The 25530-nt window shown below is 64.8% G+C and carries 24 protein-coding genes; 13 read left to right on the forward strand and 11 right to left on the reverse strand.

Annotation, left to right across the window (positions count from 1 at the left end):
• Positions 1-52: 52 nt before the first annotated feature.
• The 8 genes from rseP to rpsB all read right to left on the reverse strand — a co-directional run bounded on the left by rseP (position 53) and on the right by rpsB (position 7427).
• A complete protein-coding gene (rseP, locus tag O6P39_RS20310) occupies positions 53-1405 on the reverse strand; it encodes a sigma E protease regulator RseP (RefSeq protein WP_275608234.1) in 1353 nt (450 codons plus the stop codon).
• Between the two features lie 16 nt (positions 1406-1421).
• Positions 1422-2612, reverse strand: coding sequence for a 1-deoxy-D-xylulose-5-phosphate reductoisomerase (gene ispC / locus O6P39_RS20315; RefSeq protein ID WP_275608235.1), 1191 nt, complete (start codon positions 2610-2612; stop codon positions 1422-1424).
• Positions 2609-3424 (reverse strand): phosphatidate cytidylyltransferase, encoded by an 816-nt coding sequence (locus tag O6P39_RS20320; RefSeq protein ID WP_275608236.1) that lies wholly within the window; start codon positions 3422-3424, stop codon positions 2609-2611. The genes ispC and O6P39_RS20320 overlap by 4 nt, the downstream gene beginning before the upstream one ends.
• On the reverse strand, positions 3418-4173 hold the full coding sequence (uppS, locus tag O6P39_RS20325) for a polyprenyl diphosphate synthase (protein ID WP_275608237.1): 756 nt from the start codon (positions 4171-4173) through the stop codon (positions 3418-3420). Before uppS ends, O6P39_RS20320 begins: the two co-directional genes overlap by 7 nt.
• Before the next feature lie 16 nt (positions 4174-4189).
• On the reverse strand, positions 4190-4747 hold the full coding sequence (frr, locus tag O6P39_RS20330) for a ribosome recycling factor (RefSeq protein WP_152225035.1): 558 nt from the start codon (positions 4745-4747) through the stop codon (positions 4190-4192).
• 1 nt (position 4748) lies between these two features.
• Positions 4749-5486 (reverse strand): UMP kinase, encoded by a 738-nt coding sequence (gene pyrH / locus O6P39_RS20335; RefSeq protein ID WP_207885442.1) that lies wholly within the window; start codon positions 5484-5486, stop codon positions 4749-4751.
• 205 nt (positions 5487-5691) lie between these two features.
• Positions 5692-6561: a translation elongation factor Ts gene (tsf, locus tag O6P39_RS20340; RefSeq protein ID WP_275608238.1), complete on the reverse strand. Its 870-nt coding sequence runs from the start codon at positions 6559-6561 to the stop codon at positions 5692-5694.
• A gap of 125 nt (positions 6562-6686) precedes the next feature.
• Positions 6687-7427: a 30S ribosomal protein S2 gene (gene rpsB / locus O6P39_RS20345; protein WP_275608239.1), complete on the reverse strand. Its 741-nt coding sequence runs from the start codon at positions 7425-7427 to the stop codon at positions 6687-6689.
• A gap of 285 nt (positions 7428-7712) precedes the next feature.
• Here rpsB and map point away from each other — a divergent pair, with 285 nt between their 5' ends.
• The 3 genes from map to dapC all read left to right on the forward strand — a co-directional run bounded on the left by map (position 7713) and on the right by dapC (position 12737).
• Positions 7713-8495: a type I methionyl aminopeptidase gene (gene map, locus O6P39_RS20350; RefSeq protein WP_275608240.1), complete on the forward strand. Its 783-nt coding sequence runs from the start codon at positions 7713-7715 to the stop codon at positions 8493-8495.
• A 316-nt stretch (positions 8496-8811) separates the two neighbouring features.
• Entirely contained in the window at positions 8812-11511 is a 2700-nt protein-coding gene (locus O6P39_RS20355) for a [protein-PII] uridylyltransferase (RefSeq protein WP_275608241.1), read from the forward strand.
• 29 nt (positions 11512-11540) lie between these two features.
• On the forward strand, positions 11541-12737 hold the full coding sequence (dapC, locus tag O6P39_RS20360) for a succinyldiaminopimelate transaminase (protein WP_275608242.1): 1197 nt from the start codon (positions 11541-11543) through the stop codon (positions 12735-12737).
• 126 nt (positions 12738-12863) lie between these two features.
• Here the strand turns inward: dapC and O6P39_RS20365 are convergent, their stop codons facing one another.
• Positions 12864-14525 (reverse strand): Na+/H+ antiporter, encoded by a 1662-nt coding sequence (locus O6P39_RS20365; protein ID WP_275608243.1) that lies wholly within the window; start codon positions 14523-14525, stop codon positions 12864-12866.
• A gap of 162 nt (positions 14526-14687) precedes the next feature.
• Here O6P39_RS20365 and O6P39_RS20370 point away from each other — a divergent pair, with 162 nt between their 5' ends.
• From O6P39_RS20370 to O6P39_RS20390, 5 genes are all read left to right on the forward strand, one after another.
• Positions 14688-15047, forward strand: a complete 360-nt coding sequence (locus O6P39_RS20370) for an ArsC family reductase (protein WP_275608244.1) — start codon at positions 14688-14690, stop codon at positions 15045-15047.
• A gap of 11 nt (positions 15048-15058) precedes the next feature.
• Complete coding sequence (locus O6P39_RS20375; protein WP_275608245.1) at positions 15059-15685, forward strand: LysE family translocator; 627 nt, start codon at positions 15059-15061, stop codon at positions 15683-15685.
• Between the two features lie 43 nt (positions 15686-15728).
• The gene (dapD, locus tag O6P39_RS20380; RefSeq protein WP_275608246.1) at positions 15729-16763 is read left to right on the forward strand and encodes a 2,3,4,5-tetrahydropyridine-2,6-dicarboxylate N-succinyltransferase; all 1035 of its coding nucleotides are present in this window, start codon (positions 15729-15731) and stop codon (positions 16761-16763) included.
• Positions 16764-16857: 94 nt separating this feature from the next.
• Positions 16858-18063, forward strand: coding sequence for a cysteine desulfurase (locus O6P39_RS20385; RefSeq protein WP_275608247.1), 1206 nt, complete (start codon positions 16858-16860; stop codon positions 18061-18063).
• Positions 18060-18476, forward strand: coding sequence for a SufE family protein (locus tag O6P39_RS20390; protein ID WP_275608248.1), 417 nt, complete (start codon positions 18060-18062; stop codon positions 18474-18476). The genes O6P39_RS20385 and O6P39_RS20390 overlap by 4 nt, the downstream gene beginning before the upstream one ends.
• A 257-nt stretch (positions 18477-18733) precedes the next feature.
• Here O6P39_RS20390 and tcdA read toward each other — a convergent pair whose 3' ends face one another.
• A complete protein-coding gene (gene tcdA / locus O6P39_RS20395) occupies positions 18734-19540 on the reverse strand; it encodes a tRNA cyclic N6-threonylcarbamoyladenosine(37) synthase TcdA (RefSeq protein ID WP_275608249.1) in 807 nt (268 codons plus the stop codon).
• Between the two features lie 270 nt (positions 19541-19810).
• Between tcdA and O6P39_RS20400 the strand changes: the two genes are divergently transcribed.
• The 5 genes from O6P39_RS20400 to O6P39_RS20420 all read left to right on the forward strand — a co-directional run bounded on the left by O6P39_RS20400 (position 19811) and on the right by O6P39_RS20420 (position 25047).
• The gene (locus O6P39_RS20400; protein WP_275608250.1) at positions 19811-22408 is read left to right on the forward strand and encodes a glycosyltransferase; all 2598 of its coding nucleotides are present in this window, start codon (positions 19811-19813) and stop codon (positions 22406-22408) included.
• 87 nt (positions 22409-22495) lie between these two features.
• Complete coding sequence (gene dapE / locus O6P39_RS20405; protein WP_275608251.1) at positions 22496-23653, forward strand: succinyl-diaminopimelate desuccinylase; 1158 nt, start codon at positions 22496-22498, stop codon at positions 23651-23653.
• The gene (locus tag O6P39_RS20410) at positions 23650-23835 is read left to right on the forward strand and encodes a hypothetical protein (RefSeq protein ID WP_275608252.1); all 186 of its coding nucleotides are present in this window, start codon (positions 23650-23652) and stop codon (positions 23833-23835) included. Before dapE ends, O6P39_RS20410 begins: the two co-directional genes overlap by 4 nt.
• Positions 23835-24644, forward strand: a complete 810-nt coding sequence (locus O6P39_RS20415) for a putative RNA methyltransferase (protein ID WP_275608253.1) — start codon at positions 23835-23837, stop codon at positions 24642-24644. The genes O6P39_RS20410 and O6P39_RS20415 overlap by 1 nt, the downstream gene beginning before the upstream one ends.
• A gap of 31 nt (positions 24645-24675) precedes the next feature.
• Positions 24676-25047 carry a hypothetical protein gene (locus O6P39_RS20420; protein ID WP_275608254.1) on the forward strand — a complete coding sequence of 124 codons (372 nt, stop codon included), beginning with the start codon at positions 24676-24678 and terminating at the stop codon, positions 25045-25047.
• Between the two features lie 66 nt (positions 25048-25113).
• On the opposite strand, the gene O6P39_RS20425 is transcribed toward O6P39_RS20420, so the two are convergent.
• Positions 25114-25323 (reverse strand): cold-shock protein, encoded by a 210-nt coding sequence (locus O6P39_RS20425; protein WP_015476243.1) that lies wholly within the window; start codon positions 25321-25323, stop codon positions 25114-25116.
• Between the last annotated feature and the right edge of the window lie 207 nt (positions 25324-25530).

The following is a 25530-nucleotide window of genomic DNA, read 5'->3' on the forward strand; positions in this document are numbered from 1 at the left end:
ACAAATAAAGAATCTGCCGCAGGTGGCGGCAGATCCGGAATTCAATGGCGGGTTACAGTCGACTCAGATCGTTGACCAGGGCCAACAACATGACCCCGACCACCAGGCTGATGCCAATTTGCATCCCCCACGCCTGGACCCGCTCCGACAGTGGGCGACCTCGCACCCACTCGACCACGTAGAACAGCAGATGCCCGCCGTCGAGGACGGGAATCGGCAACAGGTTGAGAACCCCCAAACTGATGCTCAGGTAGGCAAGGAAATGCAGAAAATCCCCTACACCCGACTGGGCTGAAGCGCCCGCCACTTTAGCAATGGTTATCGGCCCGCTCAAGTTTTTTACCGAGAGCTGCCCGAGCACCATTTTCTTTAGAGAATCCAGAGTTAGCAGGCTCATCGACCAGGTTCGGGAGAGCGCCTCCCCGACTGCGTCCACCGGTCCGTAGCTGATTTTGCGAAGCATGTCCGCCGGCCACTGACCACCCGAGACACCCGCCCCCAGGTATCCGGCACGGGCCTTGCCCTCGCCTTTCGCCGCCAACGTCAGCGCGATATCCTGTCGCTGGCCGTCACGCTCGATGCCCAGCACGACGCGCGTTTCGGGACGCGCCCGGACCTTGTCCACCACCTGCTGCCAGTCATCCACCGCCTGCCCATCGACGCTCAGCAGACGATCCCCGACCTTGAGCCCGGCCGCCTTGGCCGGCCCCTTCTCATCCAGCTCCGCCAGGACCGGTGCGATGGCCGGACGCCAGGGCTGAATCCCCAACCCGGCGATGGGATCGGGGTTATCAGCGCTCTTCAGCCAGGCCTTGAGCTGCAACTGGTGAATGACCGGAACAGAGGAGCCCGGGTCGAGCACGGAAACGCTCAGTTCGCCGGTTTCGCCGAGACGGCGCACCAGCTGCAGATTGACCCCATTCCAGCCTTCCACAGCCTTGCCGTCGACCGCCACCACTTCCTGCCCCGCGGCCAGGCCACCCAAGGCAGCCGGACTGTCAGCGATGATGGAGCCGATGATGGGCTTGATCTGCTGGCTACCCAACATGGCCAGCACCCAGAAGAACAGGATCGCCAGGAGGAAATTGGCTACGGGCCCAGCGGCGACGATGGCGATGCGCTGGAAGACCGACTTGCGATTGAAGGCCTGGTCGAGCAGTTCCGGCGGGACATCACCCTCGCGCTCGTCGAGCATCTTCACGTAGCCACCCAGCGGAATAGCCGCCACGACGAACTCGGTGCCCTGGCGATCATGCCAGCGCACCAGCGGGGTGCCAAAACCTACGGAAAAACGCAGCACTTTCACGCCACAGCGGCGCGCCACCCAGAAGTGCCCGAACTCGTGGAAGGTAACCAGCACACCCAGTGCGACCACCAGGCCGACGATCATATATAGGGCGCTCATCGCTACCTCCTGGGCGTCAACGCCCGCGTTCCTGCAACCACGCCTGCGCGGCTCCGCGTGCGAGCCGGTCGGCTGCCAGCACCGTTTCGAGGGATTCGACCGGGGCATGCGCCTCGCGGTTCAGCACCTCTTCGATGATAACCGCGATCTCGGTAAAGCGGATGCGCCGCTCAAGGAAGGCCGCCACCGCGACTTCGTTGGCCGCATTGAGCATTGCCGGGACGCTGCCGCCGACTTCAGCCGCTTGTCGGGCCAGGCGCAGGCAAGGGAAACGCTGCTCGTCAGGCGGACAGAAATCCAGCCGGGCAATGGCAAACAGGTCCAGCGGCGAGACACCGGAGTCGATCCGCTGCGGCCAGGCCAGCGCATGAGCAATGGGCGTACGCATGTCCGGGTTGCCGAGCTGCGCAAGCACCGAGCCATCCACATAATCCACCAGGGAATGGATGACGCTCTGCGGATGAATCACCACCTCGACCTTCGAGGGCGGCGCGTCGAACAACCAGCAGGCCTCGATCAGCTCCAGCCCCTTGTTCATCATGCTGGCGGAATCGACGGAAATCTTCCGCCCCATCGACCAGTTGGGATGGGCGCAGGCTTGCTCAGGGGAAACGTCCGACAGCACTTCCAGCGGCGTCTCACGGAACGGACCGCCAGAGGCCGTCAACAGAATCCGACGCACACCGACTTCACCGAGACCGCGCGAGTAGTCCGAGGGCATGCACTGGAAAATCGCATTGTGCTCGCTGTCGATCGGCAACAGCACCGCGCCACTGGCGCGAACGGCATCCATAAACAGGGCGCCGGACATCACCAGCGCCTCCTTGTTGGCCAGCAGCACTCGCTTGCCGGCCTCGACAGCGGCCAGCGTGGGCTTCAGCCCTGCGGCACCGACGATGGCCGCCATGACCGCATCCACCTCGGGATGACTGGCGATCTCACACAGCCCCGCCTCGCCGACGAGCACTCGGGTATCCAGCCCCGCCGCCAGCAACCCGCTTTGCAGATGTCGGGCCTGATCAGCCTCCGGCACAACGGCGAAACGCGGACGATGCTGCAGGCAGAGCGCTTCCAGCTCGGCAAGCCGGGAGAAGCCGCTCAGGGCGAAGACACGGTAACGGCCAGGGTGACGCGCGATGACATCGAGGGTGCTGAGACCGATCGATCCCGTCGCTCCCAGCACGCTGATCCACTGCGGACTGCTCACGGCGTCCCCCAACCCACAAGCCACAGCAGCGCGGTGAATACCGGAATCGCCGCTGTCAGGCTGTCGATGCGATCGAGCACGCCACCGTGCCCCGGTAGCAGGTTGCTACTATCCTTCAGGCCCGACTGGCGCTTGAACATGCTCTCGGTGAGGTCGCCCACTACCGACAGCGCCACCACGATCGCGGCGCAGGGCAGCGCCAGCAGCAGTTCACGCACCGTCCAGTCGCGATAGATCGCCACGGCGACGGTGATCGCCAGGCTCAGCGCCAGGCCGCCATAGAAACCTTCCCAGCTCTTGCCCGGACTGACCCGTGGCGCCAGCTTGCGCTTGCCAAAGGCCTTGCCGGAGAAATAGGCGCCAATATCAGCGGCCCAGACCAGCACCATCACGGCGACGATCAGCCAGTTGGCCAGCGGCCACTGCTTGAGCAGCACCAGCCCCTGCCAAGCCGGCACCAGGATCAACAGGCCGATCAGCAGGCGCCGCCAGCGGCCACCCCAGCTCGACGCGCTATCGGGGTAGGTCAGCACCATGACGGTCGCCAGCAACCACCAGAGCAGCGCCAGTACCAGCACCGCCCCGGCCAACTGCGGCAGCCAGGACAGGATGAGCATCAGCGCAGCCACTACGGCGGCGTAGCCAAACCGCGCGGACTGCTCGTTGTATCCAGCCAGACGCGCCCATTCCCAGGCGCCGACACTGACCACCAGACCGATGAACAGCGAGAACGCCGCACCATCGAGGAGGAAGAAACCACCCAGCGCGACCGGCAACAGGATCAGCGCCGTGATGATTCGTTGTTTCAACATGTCGGGGGAGCCTCGGCCTCGACCTGCTCGCTGGTCTTGCCGAAGCGACGCTGACGAGATGCGTAGTCGACCAGCGCGGCCTGCATGGCCTCGCGCTTGAAGTCGGGCCAGTAGAGATCGGAGAAATACAGCTCGGCATACGCCAGCTGCCAGAGAAGGAAGTTGCTGATGCGGTGCTCGCCGCCGGTGCGGATGCACAGGTCCGGCAACGGCTGGTCGCCCGTGGACAGACAGCCCTGGATCAGCTCCGGGGTGATCTCGTCCGGCGCCAGGTGACCGGCCTGCACTTCCCGAGCGAGGCGCTGGGCGGCCTGGGTAATGTCCCACTGGCCACCATAGTTGGCCGCCACCTGCAACAGCATGGTGGTGCCATTGGCCGTCAGGCTTTCCGCCTCGCGCATCGCCGTCTGCAACTCAGGGGCAAAACGGCTGCGGTCCCCGATGATGCGCAGGCGGATGCCATTGGCGCTGAGCTTGCGCACCTCACGGCGCAGGGCCATGAGGAACAGCTCCATCAGCGCACCGACCTCATCGGCCGGGCGCTGCCAGTTCTCGCTGGAGAAGGCGAACAGGGTCAGTACTTCGACGCCCGCTTCGGCGCAGGTCTTGATCACCGCGCGGACGGCATCCACACCCGCTTTATGCCCGGCGACACCGGGCATCAGGCGCTTTTTCGCCCAGCGGTTGTTGCCGTCCATGATGATTGCCACGTGCCGGGGCACAGGCGTCACCTGCTTGGTCTTTTCCATGACGAGAGCCCGGCCGTCAGACGGCCATCAGATCCGCTTCCTTGGCCTCGAGGGCCTTTTCGATATCGGCGACGAACTTGTCGGTGATCTTCTGGATGTCATCACCGGCGCGACGCTCGTCGTCCTCGCTGATTTCCTTCTCTTTCTGCAGGTCCTTGAGCTGAGCCAGGGCATCGCGGCGGATGTTACGCACGGATACACGAGCCTGCTCGGCCTCGGCGCGAGCCTGCTTGGTGAAGCCCTTGCGGGTTTCTTCGGTCAGGGCCGGCATCGGCACACGGATGGTGGTGCCGGCGGTCGCCGGGTTCAGGCCCAGGTCGGAGGTCATGATGGCCTTCTCGACCGCCTGAATCATGCTCTTGTCGAACACGCTCAAGGCCAGGGTGCGGGAGTCTTCCACGGTGATGTTGGCGACCTGGCGCAGCGGGGTGTCGGAACCGTAGTAGGACACCATGACGCTATCCAGGATGCTCGGGTGAGCACGGCCGGTACGAATCTTGGCGAAGGCATGCCCCAGGGCTTCCAGGGTTTTGCCCATGCGATCCTGAGCTTCCTTCTTGATCTCGTTGATCATCTCAATCCTCCTCGATCAGGGTGCCTTCAGCACCACCTACAACAATATTCAGCAGCGCGCCGGGCTTGTTCATGTTGAACACACGCAGCGGCATTTTCTGGTCCCGGCACAGGCAGATGGCGGTAAGGTCCATCACACCCAGCTTGCGATCGAGCACTTCATCGTACGTCAGACGTTCGAATTTCTCGGCATTCGGGTCCTTGAACGGGTCGGCAGTGTACACGCCGTCCACCTTGGTCGCCTTCAGCACTACGTCAGCATCTATTTCAATGGCGCGCAGGCAGGCGGCGGAGTCAGTGGTGAAGAACGGGTTGCCGGTACCGGCGGAGAAAATCACGACCTCACCGCTGTTCAGATGGCGCATGGCCTTGCGGCGGTCGTAATGATCGGTGACACCCACCATGGAAATGGCCGACATGACGATGGCGGTGATGTTGGAGCGCTCCAGCGCATCACGCATGGCCAGGCCGTTCATCACGGTAGCCAGCATGCCCATGTGGTCGCCGGTGACGCGATCCATGCCGGCCGCGGACAGCGCCGCGCCACGGAACAGGTTGCCACCGCCGATGACCAGGCCGACCTGGACACCGATACCCACAAGCTGGCCGATTTCCAGGGCCATCCGATCGAGCACCTTGGGGTCGATACCGAATTCCTCGGACCCCATCAGGGCTTCGCCGCTCAGTTTTAGAAGAATGCGTTTATAGCGAGGTTGACGAGCGCTCAGCTGCTGAGCCATGACCTATTTCTCCTGCGGCGATTGAATGCTTGGCGCCCACGGCGCCTTAGTGTGGAAGCATGGACCCGCCACGCTTACGACGCCGTTAACCCACCGAGTGGGCCTGCGCCGCGGAAACCGCCCCATTTGGCTTCCCCAGTTTGGCAAAGAGGCCGCGCGCGTTAGCGGGCAGCCTCTTGCGGGGCGACAGTCGTGAGACCGTCTATTACTGCTTGGAAGCGGCTACTTGAGCAGCAACCTCGGCAGCGAAGTCAGCTTCGACTTTCTCGATGCCTTCGCCTACTTCATAACGAATGAAGGAAACGATTTCGGCGCCGGCTTTCTTGGCCAGATCACCGACCTTGACTTCCGGATCCTTGACGAACGCTTGCTCGACCAGGCTAGCTTCGGCCAGGAACTTCGAGATACGGCCTTTGACCATGTTCTCGACGATGTTTTCCGGCTTGCCGGCGATCTTGTCGGCGTTCAGAGCGAGGAAAATTTCCTTCTCTTTGGCAACGGCTTCTTCGGAAACCTGCGACGGATCCAGGAACTGCGGGTTGCTGGCAGCGATGTGCATGGCGATGTCGCGAGCCAGGTCAGCGTTGCCACCCTTCAGGGTGACCAGAACGCCGATGCGATGGCCGTGCAGGTAGGCGCCAACCACGTCACCTTCGGCGCGAGCCAGACGACGGATGTTGACGTTTTCGCCGCACTTGGCGACCAGAGCTTCACGGGCCGGCTCTTGTTCAGCGATCAGCGGAGCGGCGTCGGTCAGCTTCTGGGCAACAGCCTTGTCCAGGCTGGCAGCCACGAAGCCTTTGAAGTCGTCCTGCAGGGCCAGGAAGTCGGTCTGCGAGTTGACTTCGATGATGGTGGCGGATTTGGCGTCATCAGCCACTTTAACGGCGATGGAGCCTTCGGCGGCGATGTTGCCAGCCTTCTTGGCAGCCTTGATGGCGCCGGAAGCGCGCATGTCGTCGATGGCCTTCTCGATATCGCCTTCGGCGGCTACCAGGGCCTTCTTGCACTCCATCATGCCCTGGCCGGTACGCTCACGCAGTTCCTTGACCAGTGCTGCAGTAATTTCTGCCATTTCGAAATCCTCTTGAGTTGCTCTCAAAACCAGATCGCCCGGCTGCCCGGGCGGAATTTACAGGGTGGCAAAAAGGGGGCCTAGCCCCCTTCCTGCGCACCGTAGGACGTCTGGACGTCCTGGAATCAGCCTTCGGCGGATTCGGCCGGCGCTTCTTCTACGAACTCGTCAGCACCGCCAGTGGCGTTCTGCTTACCACGCAGAACGGCTTCGGCCATGGAACCCAGGTACAGCTGAACGGCGCGGATGGCGTCGTCGTTGCCCGGGATAACATAGTCAACGCCTTCCGGGCTGCTGTTGGTATCGACGATGCCGATGACCGGGATGCCCAGCTTGTTGGCTTCGGTGATGGCGATGCGCTCGTGGTCGACGTCGATCACGAACAGAGCGTCCGGCAGGCCGCCCATGTCCTTGATACCACCCAGGCTGCGATCCAGTTTTTCCAGATCACGGGTGCGCATCAGGGCTTCTTTCTTGGTCAGCTTGGCGAAGGTGCCGTCCTGGGACTGGGTTTCCAGCTCGCGCAGGCGCTTGATCGACTGACGGATGGTCTTGTAGTTGGTGAGCATGCCGCCCAGCCAACGGTGGTCGACGTACGGCATGCCGCAACGGGCAGCTTCTTCGCGAACGATCTTGCCGGCGGAACGCTTGGTGCCGACGAACAGGATCTTGTTCTTGCCCTGGGCCAGGCGCTCAACGAAGGTCAGGGCCTCGTTGAACATCGGCAGGGTTTTTTCGAGGTTGATGATGTGGATCTTGTTACGCGCGCCGAAAATGAACTTGCCCATTTTCGGGTTCCAGTAACGGGTCTGGTGGCCGAAGTGCACACCGGCCTTCAGCATATCGCGCATATTGACTTGGGACATGATAGTTCCTCGATAAGTCGGGTTAGGCCTCCATGCATCCCAACGGCCAACCCTCCGAACCAGTCGAAAGGCACCCAGGCCATCGTGTCGATGCATGTGTGGGTTTATGCCTCGAAACGGCCGTAGCCTTCGAAGCGGGGCGCTTTATACCACAACCTCGGCCCCAGCGAAACCCGAACAGATATCCGGCATCCCGTCCCGCCCTTAAAAGGAAGGCCCAAGGTCTGGTAGACTTGCGCATTCATCTCATTATCCGCGCGATCGCAGCGCCTCAAGAGAATTCGCATGACCGTCACCATCAAGACGCCCGAAGACATCGAGAAAATGCGCGTCGCCGGCCGTCTGGCCGCCGAAGTGCTGGAAATGATCGGCGAGCACGTCAAGCCCGGGGTCACCACCGACGAACTGGACCGCATCTGCCACGACTACATCGTCAACGTGCAGAAGGCCATTCCGGCGCCGCTGAACTACAAAGGCTTCCCCAAGTCGATCTGCACCTCGATCAACCACGTGGTGTGCCACGGCATTCCCAACGACAAGCCGCTCAAGGAAGGCGATATCGTCAACCTCGATATCACCGTGATCAAGGACGGCTACCACGGCGACACCAGCAAGATGTTCCTGGTCGGCAAGACCCCGGAATGGGCTGATCGTCTCTGCCAGATCACCCAGGAATGCATGTACAAGGGCATCGCCGTGGTCAAGCCGGGCGCGCGCCTGGGCGACATCGGCGAGGTGATCCAGAAGTACGCCGAGAAGAACGGCTTCTCCGTGGTGCGCGAGTACTGCGGCCATGGCATCGGCAAGGTCTTCCACGAAGAGCCCCAGGTGCTGCACTACGGCCGCGCCGGCACTGGCCTGGAGCTCAAGGAAGGCATGATCTTCACCATCGAGCCGATGATCAACCAGGGCCGCCCGGAAACCCGCCTGCTGGGCGACGGCTGGACCGCCATCACCAAGGACCGCAAGCTGTCCGCGCAGTGGGAGCACACCGTGCTGGTCACCGCCGATGGCTATGAGATCCTGACCCTGCGTAACGACGAAAGCTTCCCGCGCACCCCGGCCTGAATGGCTGTTCAAAATCTTGCGAGCTAGAGCAGAACAAGGCGCAACGACCAATGGGAGTAACAGCCGCAGGCTGGCCCGAAGGGTAAGCGCCAGCGAATCAAACAGGCGAGGACGCGGAGGGTAAATGAGCAGTCCGAGCCTGTTTTTAACGCAGTTATGCCGACGCGCAGCTGATTTTGTGCGGTTTGCAATCTTGCCGACGGCTGGGTAGAACATACAAATCCCGGCCCGGCATGTCCGGGCCCGGCGCCACGCGCCAGGCCCGTCGCACATCTTGCCCCTGCCCTCCCTCAATCCCTGAATCAGGAAGGCCGCCATGCCGCAGGTGGACCCCGAGTTGTTCGACCGTGGGCAGTTCCAGGCGGAACTGGCCCTCAAATCCAGCCCTATTGCTGCGTTCAAGAAGGCCATTCGTCAGGCCAACGAGGTACTCGACGCCCGCTTCAACGGCGGCCGCGACATCCGCCGACTGATCGAAGACCGCGCCTGGTTCGTCGACCAGATCCTGCAGCAGGCCTGGAGCCGCTTCAGTTGGGGCGACGCCGCCGATATCGCGCTGGTCGCCGTGGGCGGCTATGGGCGCGGCGAACTGCACCCGCACTCGGACATCGACCTGCTGATCCTGCTCAATAGCGAGGACCAGGAAAGCTTCCGCGAAGCCATCGAAGGCTTCCTCACCCTGCTCTGGGACATCGGCCTGGAAGTCGGCCAGAGCGTGCGCTCGGTGGCCGAATGTGCCGACGAGGCCCGCGCCGACCTGACGATAGTCACCAACCTGATGGAGTGCCGGACCATTTCCGGTCCGGACGCCCTGCGCCAGCGCATGCTCGAGGCCACCAGCGCGAAGCAGATGTGGCCGAGCGGGCAGTTTTACCTGGCCAAGCGCAAGGAACAGATTCACCGCCACACCAAATACAACGACACCGAATACAACCTCGAGCCCAACGTGAAGGGCTCGCCCGGCGGCCTGCGCGACATTCAGACCCTGCTCTGGGTCGCCCGCCGCCATTTCGGCAGCCTCAACCTGCACGCCCTGGTGCGCGAAGGCTTCCTGGTGGAAAGCGAATGCAGCGTGCTCGCCTCCAGCCAGGAATTCCTCTGGAAGGTCCGCTACGCCCTGCACATGCTCGCCGGCCGCGCCGAGGACCGCCTGCTGTTCGACCACCAGCGGCGCATTGCCGGGATGCTCGGCTATGAAGGCAACGACGCCAAACTGGCGGTCGAACGCTTCATGCAGAAGTACTACCGCGTAGTGATGGCGGTTTCCGAGCTGAACGACCTGATCATGCAGCACTTCGAGGAAGTGATCCTGCGCGCCGGCGAGAACGGCCAGATCCAGCCGCTCAACAGCCGCTTCCAACTACGCGACGGCTACCTGGAAGTCACCCACGCCAACGTCTTCAAGCGCACGCCCTTCGCCCTGCTGGAAATCTTCGTGCTACTGGCCCAGCATCCGGAGATCAAGGGCGTGCGCGCCGACACCATCCGCCTGCTGCGCGACAGCCGGCACCTGATCGACGACGACTTCCGCCACGACATCCGCAACACCAGCCTGTTCATCGAACTGTTCAAGTGCAAGGAAGGCATCCACCGCAACCTGCGGCGGATGAACCGCTACGGCATCCTCGGCCGCTACCTGCCGGAGTTCGGCCTGATCGTCGGGCAGATGCAGCACGACCTGTTCCACATCTATACGGTGGACGCCCACACCCTCAACCTGATCAAGCACCTGCGCAAGCTGCGCCGCCCGGACATGGCGGAGAAGTACCCGCTGGCCAGCAAGATCATGGAACGCCTGCCCAAGCCCGAGCTGATCTACATTGCCGGCCTCTACCACGACATCGCCAAGGGTCGCGGCGGCGACCACTCGGAACTGGGTGCGGTGGATGCCGAGCACTTCTGCCAGCGCCACCAGCTGCCGCCGTGGGACACCAGCCTGGTGTCCTGGCTGGTGCAGAACCACCTGATCATGTCCACCACGGCCCAGCGCAAGGACCTGTCGGACCCGCAGGTGATCTACGACTTCGCCCAGCTGATGGGCAACCAGACGTACCTGGACTACCTCTACGTGCTCACCGTGGCCGACATCAACGCCACCAACCCGACGCTGTGGAACTCCTGGCGCGCCAGCCTGCTGCGCCAGCTCTACACCGAGACCAAGCGCGCGCTGCGCCGCGGCCTGGAGAACCCGGTGGACCGCGAGGAGCAGATTCGCCAGACGCAGAGCGCGGCGATCGACATCCTGGTACGCGGCGGCATCGACCAGGACGACGCCGAGCAGCTCTGGAGCCAGCTGGGCGACGACTACTTCCTGCGCCACACCGCCGCCGATGTGGCCTGGCATACCGAGGCCATCCTCCAGCACCCGGACGACGGCACACCGCTGGTGCTGATCAAGGAAACCGCCCAGCGCGAGTTCGAGGGCGGCACCCAGATCTTCATCTACGCCGCCGACCAGCACGACTTCTTCGCGGTGACCGTGGCGGCGATGGACCAGCTCAACCTGAACATTCAGGATGCGCGGATCATCACCTCCACCAGCCTGTTCACCCTCGACACCTACATTGTGCTCGACGCCGATGGCGGCTCGATTGGCGACAATCCCGCCCGTGTCGCGGAAATTCGCGAAGGCCTCGTCTATGCACTGAAGGACCCGGACGAATACCCGACCATCATCCAGCGCCGAGTACCGCGCCAGCTCAAGCACTTTGCCTTCGCCCCGCAGGTGACCATATCCACCGACGCCGCCCGCCAGGTCAGCGTGCTGGAAGTCATCGCGCCGGACCGCCCCGGTCTGCTGGCGCGCATCGGCGGTCTGTTCCTCGACTTCGACCTGTCGGTGCAGAACGCAAAGATCGCCACCCTGGGCGAACGCGTGGAAGACGTGTTCTTCGTCACCGATGCGAATAACCAGCCGCTTTCCGACCCCGAGCTGTGCAAGCGCATCCAGACCGCCCTGGTCGACATCCTCTCCGACGGCGGCCAGCAGACCATGCCGGTGCGCATCAGCATTTAGTCAGCATTTAGAAAGAAAGAGCCTTGCCCATGAATCCTGCCCTCGACTCGCTCCAGCCCTACCCCTTCGAGAAGCTCCGCGCCCTGCTGGCCGGTGCCCAGCCGCCGGCGGATCTCAAGCCGATCGCGCTGTCCATTGGCGAACCCAAGCACCGCTCGCCGGACTTCGTCGCCAAGGCCTTGGCCGAGAGCCTCGACCAGTTGGCCGTCTACCCGACCACCCTGGGTATCCCCGCCCTGCGCGAAGCCATCGCCGCCTGGTGCGAGCGCCGCTTCAAGGTGCCGGCCGGCTGGCTGGACGCCGCGCGCCATGTGCTGCCGGTGAACGGCACCCGTGAAGCGCTGTTCGCCTTCACCCAGACCGTGGTTGACCGCAACGCCAAGGGCCTGGTGATCAGCCCGAACCCGTTCTACCAGATCTACGAAGGCGCAGCCCTGCTCGCCGGCGCCGAACCGCACTACCTGCCCTGCCGGGAAGCCAATGGCTTCAACCCGGACTTCGACGCCGTGCCGGCCGAGGTCTGGGCACGCTGCCAGATTCTCTTCCTCTGCTCGCCGGGCAATCCCACTGGCGCGCTGGTGCCGTTGGAAACCCTGAAGAAGCTGATCGCCCTGGCCGACGAGCACGACTTCGTGATCGCCGCCGACGAGTGCTACAGCGAGCTGTACTTCGACGAACAGAACCCGCCGGCCGGCCTGCTGACCGCCTGTGCCGAACTCGGCCGCTCGGACTTCAAGCGCTGCGTGGTGTTCCACAGCCTGTCCAAGCGTTCGAACCTGCCGGGCCTGCGCTCGGGCTTCGTTGCCGGCGACGCCGAAGTGCTGAAGAAATTCCTGCTGTACCGCACCTACCACGGCTGCGCCATGCCGGTGCAGACCCAGCTCGCCAGCGTCGCCGCCTGGAAGGATGAGGACCACGTGCGGGCCAACCGCGACATGTACCGCGAGAAATTCGACGCCGTGCTGGACATCCTCTCCGGTGTGCTCGACGTGCAGCGCCCGGACGGCAGCTTCTACCTGTGGGCGAAGACGCCGATCGCCGACACCGAGTTCTGCCGTGGCCTGTTCGATGCGCAGCACGTCACCGTGGTGCCGGGTTCGTACCTGTCCCGCGAAGTGAACGGCGAGAACCCCGGCGCCAACCGTGTGCGCATGGCACTGGTGGCTCCGCTGGCGGAATGCGTGGAAGCGGCCGAGCGCATCAAGCGCTACGTGCAAGGCCTCTGATCGCAGGGCGTACAACCGTTCGCGGTTGTACGCCGATAGACCGTGACGCTTTGCCGGCTCCAAGGCCGAGTTCGGAGCGCGCTGAAACCAGGGTCAAACGGCGTATGACGCGGTGCGTTATACGCGCTACACCCAGCGCCCCGCCTTGCTGGTCACCCAGGCCTCCTGGTTATCCAGCTCCCCCAGCACTCCGCGCAGGATTTCATCGTCGATCTCATGCTCCCGGCGCATCCGGTACAGCTCCAGGCGCTGGGCCCGCAGCGCCTTGATGCGCAGCGCCTGATCGGCCAGCTCCAGGGCACGGGCGCGCTCGCGGGCTTCCAGGCTGTCCGGGGCCGGATCCAGCTCGTGTCGGTACTCGGCCATGAGCTTCGCCTTCACCTCCGCCAGCCGCGCTGTCTCTTCGGCGTCGGTGCTTTCCTTGACCGGCAACTCCTCGTTTTCCAGCATGTGGATCGCCGCCGCGGCGGTCTTGCGCCACACCTGCTGCACTTCCAGCTCACGCCGGTCATTGCTCGCCGCAGGCAGTCCGCGCAGCAGGATCGGCAGGCCGATGGTCGCCGCCAGCAGTGAAATCAGGATCACCCCGGCGGCAATGAAAATGATCAGGTCACGCTGCGGAAACGGCGAACCGTCCCCCAGCAGCAAGGGCACCGAGAGCACCCCCGCCAGGGTTACCGCCCCGCGCACCCCGCCCAGTGCGGAAATCGCCGACAGGCGCAAGGTCGGCTCACCCGGCCGCCCGCCCAGTTCGACACCCCACCAGCGTTCGAAACGCACCGAAACCTTCCAGTAGCACCAGACCCAGGCGAAACGCAGCACCAGCAACGCCGCGAAGACCGCCAGCACATAGAACAGCAGCAGCGACGAGCGCCAGAGCATGTCGTCGGAGTGGTGCGCCACCGACTTGAGGATGTCGGGCAACTGCAGGCCGAGCAGAAGGAACACGACGCCGTTGAAGGCGAATTCCAGCATCGACCACACGCTGCGGTTGAGCAGCCGGGTGTTGGTCTGCCGTGGCAGCAGATCGACCCAGCTCTGCATCATGCCGGCCGCCACCGCGGCAAGGATGCCGGAGACGCCCACCTCCTCGGCGACCATGTAGGAAGCGAACGGCAACAGCAGCATCAGCACCACATGGGTCGCAGGATCATCCCAGCCACGTCGGATCATCCAGCCACGGATGCGCCCCAGCAGCCAGCTCAGCAGCACCCCGCAGGCCAGGCCGCCCAACGCCACCAACAGGAACGACAGGCTGGCGTCCATCAGCGAGAAGGTTCCCGTCATTGCCGCGGCGATGGCGAACTTGAAGGCCACCAGACCCGAGGCGTCATTCATCAGCGCCTCGCCCTGGAGGACATGCATCAGGCGTCTGGGCAGGCGATTCTGGGCGATGGCCGAAACCGCCAGCGCGTCGGTGGGCGACAGCACCGCCGCCAGGGCGAAGGCCGCGGCCCAGGGAATCTCCGGGATCAGCAGATGGATGAAGGCGCCACCGACCACCACCGTGATCAACACCAGGGCGAACGCCAGGGCCAGGATCGGCCCGCGCATCTTCCAGAACTCGCCCTTGGGCATGCGCCAGCCGTCGACGAACAGCAGCGGCGGGATGAACAGGAACATGAAGAGCTCGGGGTCCAGTGCCACGTGCAGGCCCAGGCTCGGCCAGGCCAGCGCTGCGCCGGCGGCGATCTGGATCAATGGCAACGGCAGCGGGATCAGCTGCGCGGCGAGCCGCGTCCCCCCTACGGTCAGCAGCAGGATCAGCACGGTGTAAACGGTTTGCATCGACGAACTCCCGGCACAGCGCTCCATTGAACCATCGGCGTAGCGGCGGATCAGCCACCGGATCGGCAACAGACTGTTGCACACCACCGGATTCCCACCGGCATCCCCCAAGGCATCGGGAAATGGCATAATCCCGCGCCTGAAGAAAAGCATGAAAAGGAGATGCGCCCCGTGAGTCAGCGGACGCTGTACGGCATCAAGGCCTGCGACACCATGAAGAAAGCCCGCACCTGGCTGGACGAGCATGGCGTCGACTACGCCTTTCACGACTACAAGACTAGCGGAATAGACCGCGCGCACCTGGAGCAATGGTGCGGCGAGCATGGCTGGGAAACCATCCTGAACCGCGCCGGCACCACCTTCCGCAAGCTCGACGACGTGCAGAAAGCCAATCTCGACCAGGCCAAGGCGATCGACCTGATGCTCGCCCAGCCGTCGATGATCAAGCGCCCGGTGCTCGACCTGGGCGGCCGCACCCTGGTCGGCTTCAAGCCCGACAACTACGCCGCTGCGCTGGCCTGAGTCGTCCCACCATGAGCATCGCCTGGGCCCTGTTCCTCCCCGCCTGCTTCGCCCTGAACCTGGCGCCGGGACCGAACAACCTGCTGTCACTGAACAACGCCGCCCGTTTCGGCCTGCTGCGCGCGACGCTGGCGGGCAGCGGGCGCCTGCTGGCATTCGCCGGCATGCTGGCCCTGGCCGCCTCCGGCCTGGCATTGGTGCTGCAGGCTTCGGCCTGGCTGTTCCTGGTGATCAAGGTAGTAGGCGCCACCTACCTGCTGTGGCTGGCTATCCAGCTCTGGCGCGCACCGACCGCCGACCTCGGCATCGACGGCGCGCCGACGCCCGCCAGCAGCCTCTGGCGCCTGACGCGCCAGGAATTCTGGGTCGCCGCCGGCAATCCCAAGGCAATCCTGATCTTCACCGCCTTCCTGCCGCAGTTCGTCGATCCGAACCAGGCCGTGGGCGCCCAGTTCGCCCAGCTTGGCGCAGCCTTCCTGCTCCTGGAATGGCTGGCCATCGCCCTTTACGGGCTCGCCGGGGTCCACCTCGGCAAGCTGCTCGCCGGCGCTCGCGCCCGGCGCCTGTTCAACCGTGGTTGTGCCGCGCTGCTGGGCAGCGCCGGGCTGGGCCTGCTGCTCAGCCGCCGTCCGGCCTGACCTGTTACTTTCTTCGAGATTTTCTTTTTAAGGAAGCACCCACATGTCGAAATCCCTGTTCAGCCTGGCCTTCGGTGTCGGCACCCAGAACCGCCAGGGCAACTGGCTGGAAGTCTTCTACGCGCAGCCACTGCTCAAGCCCAACGCCGAACTGGTCGCCGCGATCACCCCGCTGCTGGCCTACGAGGGCGGCAACCAGGCGATCGCCTTCAGCGCCCACCAGGCCTACCAACTGGCCGACGCCCTGAAGGGCATCGACAACGCCCAGGCCGCCCTGCTCAACCGCCTGGCCGAAAGCCAGAAGCCGCTGGTCGCCACCCTGCTGGCCGAAGACGCCGCCCCCAGCTCCACCCCGGAGGCGTACCTCAAGCTGCACCTGCTGTCCCACCGCCTGGTCAAGCCGCACGGCCTGAACCTGACCGGCATCTTCCCGCTGCTGCCGAACGTGGCCTGGACCAACCAGGGCGCCATCGACCTGACCGAACTGGCAGAGCTGCAGCTCGAAGCGCGCCTGAAGGGCAAGCTGCTGGACGTCTTCTCCGTCGACAAATTCCCGAAGATGACCGACTACGTGGTCCCGGCCGGCGTGCGCATCGCCGACACCGCCCGCGTACGCCTGGGCGCCTACATCGGTGAAGGCACCACCGTGATGCACGAAGGCTTCGTCAACTTCAACGCCGGCACCGAAGGCCCGGGCATGATCGAAGGCCGCGTCTCCGCTGGCGTGTTCGTCGGCAAGGGCTCGGACCTGGGCGGCGGCTGCTCCACCATGGGCACCCTGTCGGGCGGCGGCAACATCGTCATCAGCGTCGGCGAAGGCTGCCTGATCGGCGCCAACGCTGGCATCGGCATCCCGCTGGGCGACCGCAACATCGTCGAAGCCGGCCTGTACGTCACCGCCGGCACCAAGATCGCCGTGCTGGACGACCAGAACAACCTGGTGAAAGTGGTCAAGGGCCGCGACCTGGCTGGCCAGCCGGACCTGCTGTTCCGCCGCAACTCCCAGACCGGCGCGGTCGAGTGCAAGACCAACAAGACCGCGATCGAACTGAACGAAGCGCTGCACGCGCACAACTAAGCTTGTGCACCCCGCTCGCGCGGGGTTCGCACTAAGCTTGAAAAACGGGGGCTGCGGCCCCCGTTTTCCATTTTCCGCAACCGGCCACACGCCCATGTCCATTCCCTCGCCCTGGCGCTCCGACTTCCCGGCCCTCGCCGCCTTCGAGGCCGAAGGCCAGACCTACCTCGACAGCGCCGCCACCGCCCAGAAGCCCCAGGCCATGATCGATGCCCTGGCCGGCTACTACGCCAGCGGCGCCGCCAACGTGCACCGCGCCCAGCACCTGCCCGGCGAACGCGCCACCCGCGCCTTCGAGGCCACCCGCACCCTGGCGGCCAACTGGCTGAACGGCGGCAGCCCGGCGCAGATCATCTTCACCGGCGGCGCCACCGAAGCGCTGAACCTGCTGGCCTATGGCCTGGAAAGCCAGTTCCAGGTCGGCGACGAGATCGTGATCAGCGCCCTGGAGCACCATGCCAACCTGCTGCCCTGGCAACAACTGGCGCTCAGGCGCGGGCTGAAACTGGTAGTCCTGCCGCTGGATCGCAGCGGGCGCATCGACCTGGAGCGTGCCGCGAGCCTGATAGGTCCGCGCACGCGACTGCTCGCCGTCAGCCAGCTGTCCAACGTGCTCGGCACCTGGCAACCGCTGCCGGAACTGCTGCAGATGGCTCGGCAGCACGGTGCGATGACCGTAGTCGACGGCGCACAGGGCGTGGTCCACGGCCGGCACAACCTGTCCGCGCTGGGCTGCGACTACTACGTCTGCTCCAGCCACAAGCTCTACGGCCCGGAAGGTCTCGGCCTGCTCTGGGGCCGCGCGGAAGCCCTGGAGCGCCTGGCCCACTGGCAGTTCGGCGGCGAGATGGTGCGCGTGGCGGACTACTTCGATGCGCAGTTCCACAGCGCCCCGATCGGCTTCGAGGCCGGAACCCCACCCATCGGCTCCGTGATCGCCCTCGGCGCCACGCTTGAATGGCTGACCCGCCAGGACAGCGCCGAAGCCAGTGCCCACGAAGACTTCCTCCATGCCCGCCTGCTGGCCGGCCTGCGCGCCCGCGACGGCGTGCGCGTGCTGGGCGAACCGGACGTGGCGCTGGCCAGCTTCGTGGTCGAGGGCGTGCACGTTGCCGACCTCGGCCACCTGCTCACCGAACAGGGCATCGCCGTACGCGCGGGGCACCACTGTGCCATGCCATTGATGAAGACCCTCGACGTCGCCGGCGCCCTACGCGTCTCCCTCGGCCTGTACAACGACGGCGCCGATCTGGAGCGCTTCTTCCACGCCCTGGACAGTGCCCTGGAGCTGCTGCGATGAGCCTGCCCGCCGCCGCTAACGAAGCGCTGCAGGCCTTCACCGCGCAGCAGGGTTGGGACCAGCGCGCACGCCTGCTGATGCAATGGGGCGAACGCCTGGAGCCACTAAGCGACGCCGAACGCAGCGACGAACACCGCGTACATGGCTGCGAGAGCAATGTCTGGCTGGTCGCCGACCCGCGCGGCGGCCTCTGGCACTTCCGCGCCTATAGCGATGCGCGGCTGCTGCGTGGGCTGCTGGCGTTGCTGCTGGTGCGGGTGGAAGGTCTGCCGGCCGATGAGCTGGCCAACATCGACCTCCCGGACTGGTTCAATCAGCTCGGCCTCGGTCGGCAACTGTCGCCATCGCGCAGCAATGGGTTGAATGCAGTTCTGAAGCGCATGCAGGAGTTGATCGAGGCATCGGGCGTATAACGTCCGACCTTATACGCCGCTTGAACTTGCCCCCCGACCGCTCGGATTCCAACCTGGAAACCTGCCGCGGAGCACTTCGAACTCCATCGGGACTCCAGCCGGCAACCGCGGTGTAACGGCGTACAACCGCGAACGGTTGTACGCCCTACGCCTCCGAAGCCAGCGCTTTTCGTAGGAGCGAGCTTGCTCGCGAATTGGACTACCCGGCGGCAATAGCGTTAAGCGGTTCGCGAGCAAGCTCGCTCCTACAAGAGCATTCAGCCCGCAGTGCGCTCCGACGGCCGCCGCGCCCCGGCCACGATCTTGTCCACCGCCCGTGCCGCCGCCACCATGCCGAAGGTCGCGGTGACCATCATCACCGCGCCGAAGCCGCCGGCGCAGTCCAGCTTCACCCCTTCGCCGACGAAGCTCTTGGACTGGCACACGGTGCCGTCCGGCTTGGGGTAGCGCAGTTGCTCGGTGGAGAACACGCATTGCACGCTGTAATGGCGGCCCGGAGTGCGCGAGAAGTTGTAGTCGCGACGCAGCATGGAGCGGACCTTGGCGGCCAGCGGGTCATTGAAGGTCTTGTTGAGGTCGGCGACCTGGATCTGTGTCGGATCGACCTGCCCGCCTGCGCCGCCGGTGGTGATGATCTGCAGCTTGCGGCGCTTGCACCAGGCGATCAGCGCGGCCTTGGCGGCGACGCTGTCGATGCAGTCGATCACGCAGTCCAGCTCAGGGGTGATGTAGTCCGCCATGGTCTCGCGGGTGACGAAATCAGCAACGGCATGCACGACGATGCCCGGATTGATCGCCTTCAGACGCTCAGCCATCACCTCGACCTTGGCTTTGCCCACGGCGCCCTGCAACGCATGGATCTGGCGATTGGTGTTGGTGACGCAGACGTCGTCGAGGTCGAACAGCGAAATCTCACCTACCCCGCTGCGCGCCAGCGCCTCGGCCGCCCAGGAGCCGACGCCACCAATCCCGACCACCGCCACATGGCTGGCCGCCAGCCGTTCCAGGCCCTCGCGGCCGTACAGCCGTGCGATACCGCCGAAACGCTGTTCATCCAGTTCCATTCACCACACCTCGCATCGAAACGGCCGGCATTCTATAGGGTCTGTTGCCGTTTTGGCGCCACCCTCGGCCAGCATGCAACAAAGCTGATTTTTGGCAGTCTCATACACGCGCCTACAGCCCATTCTAAACTGTCGGAAGCCAGCGTCCGACGCCCTGCTGCGGCGGACCGCCGGCAACCTGTACAGCACCTGGAGTGCGGGGTAGGATGCGCCCCGACCGGACGCCGTTCCGGCCCCTCCCCGTTCCACCCTTTGGAACCCGATCGCACCATGCCTGCACGCAAGTTCGGCCTCAACCTGGTGGTCTTCGTCGCCCTCGCGGCGCTCTTCACCGGCTTCTGGGCCCTGTACAACCGTCCCGTCAGCGTTCCCGACTGGCCGGAGAGCATTTCCGGATTCTCCTTCTCGCCCTTCCGCCTGAACCAGAATCCGCAGAAGAACCAGTTCCCCAGCGACGACGAGATCCGTTCTGACCTGGAACTGGTATCGAAGCAGACCGACAACATCCGCACCTACTCGGTGAAGGGCTCGCTGGCCGACATCCCGCGCCTGGCCGAGGAGGTCGGCATGCGCGTCAGCCTGGGGATCTGGATCGGCCCGGACGAAGCCGAGAACGAGGCCGAGATCGAACGCGGCATCGAGATCGCCAACAACTCGCGCAGTGTGGTGCGGGTGATCGTCGGCAACGAAGCGCTGTTCCGCCGCGAGGTCACGGTCGAGCAACTGACCGGCTACCTGGACCGCGTGCGCAAGGCGGTGAAGGTGCCCGTCACCACCGCCGAGCAGTGGCACATCTACGAGAAGTACCCGGAGATGGCCAAGCACGTCGACCTGATCGCCGCCCACGTGCTGCCCTACTGGGAATTCACCCCGATGGACAACTCGGTGCAGTTCGTCCTCGACCGCGCCCGCGAACTGCGCGCCAAGTTCCCGCGCAAGCCGCTGCTGCTGGCCGAAGTCGGCTGGCCGAGCAACGGCCGCATGCGCGGCGGCGCCGACGCCACCCAGGCGGACCAGGCCATCTACCTGCGCCGGCTGACCAACGCGCTGAACAAGAAGGGCTACAACTACTTCGTCGTCGAAGCCTTCGACCAGCCGTGGAAGGTCGGTGACGAAGGCTCGGTAGGCGCCTACTGGGGCGTCTACAACGCCCAGCGCCAGCCGAAGTTCAACTTCGACGGGCCGGTAGTGAACATCCCGCAGTGGCGCGCCCTGGCGGTGGCCTCGGTGGTGATGGCGCTGCTCGCCCTGACCCTGCTGATGATCGACGGCAGCGCCCTGCGCCAGCGCGGCCGCACCTTCCTCACCGTGGTCGCCTTCGCCGGCGGCTCGGTGCTGGTGTGGATCGCGTACGACTACAGCCAGCAATACAGCACCTGGTTCAGCATGACCGTTGGTGGCCTGCTGGGTATCGGCGCGCTGGGCGTGTTCATCGTGCTGCTCACCGAGGCCCATGAACTGGCCGAGACCGTCTGGGTGCGCAAGCGCCGCCGGCCGTTCGACCCGGTGCTGACCGACACCAGCTATCGCCCCAAGGTGTCGGTACATGTGCCCTGCTACAACGAACCGCCGGAGATGCTGAAGAAGACCCTGGATGCCCTGGCCAAGCTCGATTACCCGGACTACGAAGTCCTGATCATCGACAACAACACCAAGGACCCGGCCGTCTGGGAGCCCGTGCGCGACTACTGCGAAGTGCTCGGCCCGCGCTTCCGCTTCTTCCATGTTGCGCCGCTGGCCGGCTTCAAGGGCGGCGCGCTGAACTACATCCTGCCGCACACCGCGCCGGACGCCGAAGTGGTCGCGGTGATCGATGCCGACTACTGCGTCGAACCAAACTGGCTCAAGCAGATGGTGCCGCACTTCAGTGATCCCAAGATCGCCGTGGTGCAATCGCCGCAGGACTACCGCGACGGCGAGGAGAACGTCTTCAAGAAGCTCTGCTACGCCGAGTACAAGGGCTTCTTCCACATCGGCATGGTCACCCGCAACGACCGCGACGCGATCATCCAGCACGGCACCATGACCATGATCCGCCGCAGCGTGATGGACGAGTTGAAGTGGGCCGACTGGACCATCTGCGAGGACGCCGAGCTGGGCCTGCGAGTGTTCGAGAAAGGCTATTCGGCCGCCTATTCGCACCAGAGCTTCGGCAAAGGCCTGATGCCGGACACCTTCATCGACTACAAGAAGCAGCGCTTCCGCTGGGCCTACGGCGCCATCCAGATCATGAAGGGCCACGCCCGCGCCCTGTTCCAGGGCAAGGACAGCAAGCTCACCCTCGGCCAGCGCTACCACTTCATCGCCGGTTGGCTGCCGTGGATCGCCGATGGCATGAACATCTTCTTCACCGTCGGTGCGCTGCTCTGGTCCTCGGCGATGATCATCGTACCCAAGCGGGTCGACCCGCCGCTGCTGATCTTCGCCATCCCGCCGCTGGCGCTGTTCTTCTTCAAGTTCGGCAAGATCATGTTCCTCTACCGCCGCGCCGTGGGCGTGAACCTGCTGCGTTCGTTCCAGGCGGCCGTGGCGGGCCTGGCGCTATCGCACACCATCGCCAAGGCGGTGCTCTACGGGGCGTTCACCAAGACCATCCCGTTCTTCCGCACGCCGAAGATGGCCTCCAACCACGGCATCCTCGTGGCACTCGCCGAGGCGCGTGAGGAGGTGTTCATCATGCTGCTGCTGTGGGGCGCCGCGCTGGGTATCGTGCTGGTGCAGGGCGTGCCGAGCCGGGACATGATGTTCTGGGTGGCCATGCTGCTGGTGCAGTCCCTGCCCTACCTGGCAGCCCTGGTGATGGCGCTGCTGTCCTCGGCGCCGGGTCCGCAGGAGGCGCCGGCAGCGGATGCCGCACAGGCGAGCTGAGGCACCACTTGTCTACTCCCAAGAACGCCGGCCAATCGCCGGCGTTTTTGCTTTAAGATGGGCGCCTTTTTCCGTTCCACCCCCAGGATGCCCTCAATGTCCCTCTCGCCGACACTGGCCCTCGCCTGCGAGCTGATTCGCCGTCCCTCCGTCACGCCGGTCGATGCCGACTGCCAGCAGCTGATGATGCAGCGCCTGGGTGCCTGCGGTTTCGCCCTGGAACCCATGCGCATCGAAGAGGTGGATAACTTCTGGGCCCTGCGCCAGGGCCGCGACGGCGCCAATGGCCCGGTGCTGTGCTTCGCCGGCCATACCGACGTGGTCCCCACCGGCCCCGAGCAGGCCTGGCAGCACCAGCCCTTCGACGCGCTGATCGACGCCGACGGCATGCTCTGCGGCCGTGGCGCGGCAGACATGAAAGGCAGCCTGGCGTCGATGATCATCGCCACCGAACGCTTCGTCGCCGACTACCCGGACCATCGCGGCAGCATCGCCTACCTGATCACCAGCGACGAGGAAGGCCCGGCCCATCACGGCACCAAGGCCGTGGTCGAGCGCCTGAAGGCACGCAACGAGCGCCTGGACTGGTGCATCGTCGGCGAGCCGTCCAGCACCACCCTTGTGGGTGACATCGTCAAGAACGGCCGCCGTGGATCGCTGGGCGCCACCCTCACCGTGCGCGGCAAGCAGGGCCACGTGGCCTACCCGCACCTGGCGAAGAACCCGATCCACCTCGCCGCCCCGGCCCTGGCGGAACTCGCCGCCGAGCACTGGGACAACGGCAACGACTACTTCCCGCCAACCAGCTTCCAGATCTCCAACATCAATGGCGGCACCGGCGCCACCAACGTGATCCCGGGCGAGCTGAAGGTGATCTTCAACTTCCGCTTCTCCACCGAATCCACCGTGGAAGGCCTGCAGCAGCGCGTCGCCGCCATCCTCGACAAGCACGGTCTGGACTGGCACATCGACTGGGCGCTGTCCGGCCTGCCGTTCCTCACCCAACCGGGTGAGCTGCTCGATGGCGTCGCCGCCGCGATTCTTGCCGTCACCGGCCGCGAGACCACCCCCTCTACCTCCGGAGGCACCTCCGACGGGCGCTTCATCGCCACCATGGGCACCCAGGTGGTCGAGCTCGGCCCGGTGAACGCCACCATCCACCAGGTGGACGAACGCGTACTGGCCAGCGACCTCGATGTCCTGACCGAAATCTACTATCAGACCCTGGTGCGACTGCTGGCATGAGTGGAACCAACAAGAACTTCTGCCTCGGCGCCACCCGCCCCGACACCCCGCCGCCGGCCCCGGCCGCCGAGCGCCGCTACGCCCTGCGCGTCTACCAGATCGCCCAGCGCCGCCGTTCGCTGCCGACCGTGCTGCGCAACGACCTGCCGCAGCCGCTGGGGCCGACCCAGGGGAAGAAGTGATGCTGATCTGCCCGCTGTGCCGCGAGGCGCTGACTGAGGTCGACAACGGAGTCGCCTGCCCGGCCGGGCATCGTTTCGACCGCGCTCGCCAGGGTTACCTGAACCTGCTGCCGGTGCAGCACAAGAAGAGCCTCGATCCGGGCGACAACGCCGCCATGGTCGAGGCGCGCCGCTACTTCCTCGGTGCCGGCCACTACGCGCCGCTGGCTCGCCGCCTGGCCGAGCTGGCCGCCGAGCGCAACCCCGGCCGTTGGCTGGATATCGGTTGCGGCGAGGGCTATTACACCGCGCAACTGGGCGAAGCCCTGCCCCAGGCCGACGGCTACGCGCTGGATATCTCCCGCGAGGCAGTGAAACGCGCTTGTAAACGCGCCCCGCAGCTGACCTGGATGGTCGCCAGCATGGCCCGCGTGCCGCTGGCCGATGCATCCTGCCAACTGCTGGCCAGCGTGTTCAGCCCCATCGACTGGAAGGAAGCCACGCGCCTGCTTACTCCCGGCGGCGGCGTGCTGCGCCTGGGCCCGGCCCGCGATCACCTGCTGGAGCTGCGCCAGCGCCTGTACGACGAAGTGCGCGAGTACGTCGAGGACAAGCACCTCGCCGATCTGCCCGAAGAACTCAAGCCTGCGCACACCGAACAACTGAGCTTCAAGCTGCCACTGGAAACCCGCGAAGCCCGCGAGCACCTGCTGGCGATGACGCCCCACGGCTGGCGGGTCAACGCCGAGCGACGCGAGCGCATCCTGGCCGAGCCCTTCGAGGTGACGGTCGCGGTACGCTACGATTGGCTTGAACGCCAAGAACCCTGACACCGGCCTGAAACCGGCTTACGAGGACGCCATGCGCCAACCGGATATCGAGATCTACATCAAGGATGCCGACCAGGCCGCCGTCGCCGCCTGGCTGGAAAAGGCACTTGGCCCCTGCTCCGAATGGCGCGCCCAGGGCGAGACCTTCAAGTGCAGCGCCGGCAGCATTCCGGTGACCTGGCTGCCCAAGGCCGTGGGCAAGTGGAACAGCCTGTTCCTGGACAGCGATGCCACGCCGTGGGACGACGATGTCGCCTGCGCCCGCGACGCCTGTGCAGCACTGGAAGTCGAAGTGCGCTGCGCACCGGGCAGCTGGAGCGAGGATCAGGGCGAGGAAGACGCGGACCGCTGGCTGAAGGTGACCGCCGCGGGCGTCGAAGAGATTACCTGGCGCACGGGCTGATACCGGCACCGGCAAGGCTTTAAAAACAAAGGCCCGTCCATTGGACGGGCCTTTGTTTTCGGGGGCTCAGACCTTGGCGACGTCTTCCGCCTGGAGGCCTTTCTGACCCTGGATCACCGAGAACTCCACTTTCTGGCCTTCGACCAGGGAGCGGTGACCATCGCCACGAATGGCACGGTAGTGAACGAAAACGTCCGGACCGCTATCGCGTTGAATGAATCCATAACCTTTGGCGTCATTGAACCACTTGACGGTTCCGACCTCACGATCAGCCATTACCACACTCTCCAACTTGCCTATTATTTTTGGGTGGCCCCCGAAATGAGGACTTCAACGGTTCGTCCGACTGAACGTTTTCCTCATCATCCGACCCGGCTCAAGGCGCGTTGGAAGGTAATTCGAATAACGCCCGAAGGCGACCGCGATCCCGAGTATATAAATCAAAAGTTACAGCTGAAAAGCACTTTTTCATCAACTCCGCGA

This window comes from Pseudomonas sp. PSE14, from assembly GCF_029203285.1.
GTDB lineage: Bacteria > Pseudomonadota > Gammaproteobacteria > Pseudomonadales > Pseudomonadaceae > Pseudomonas.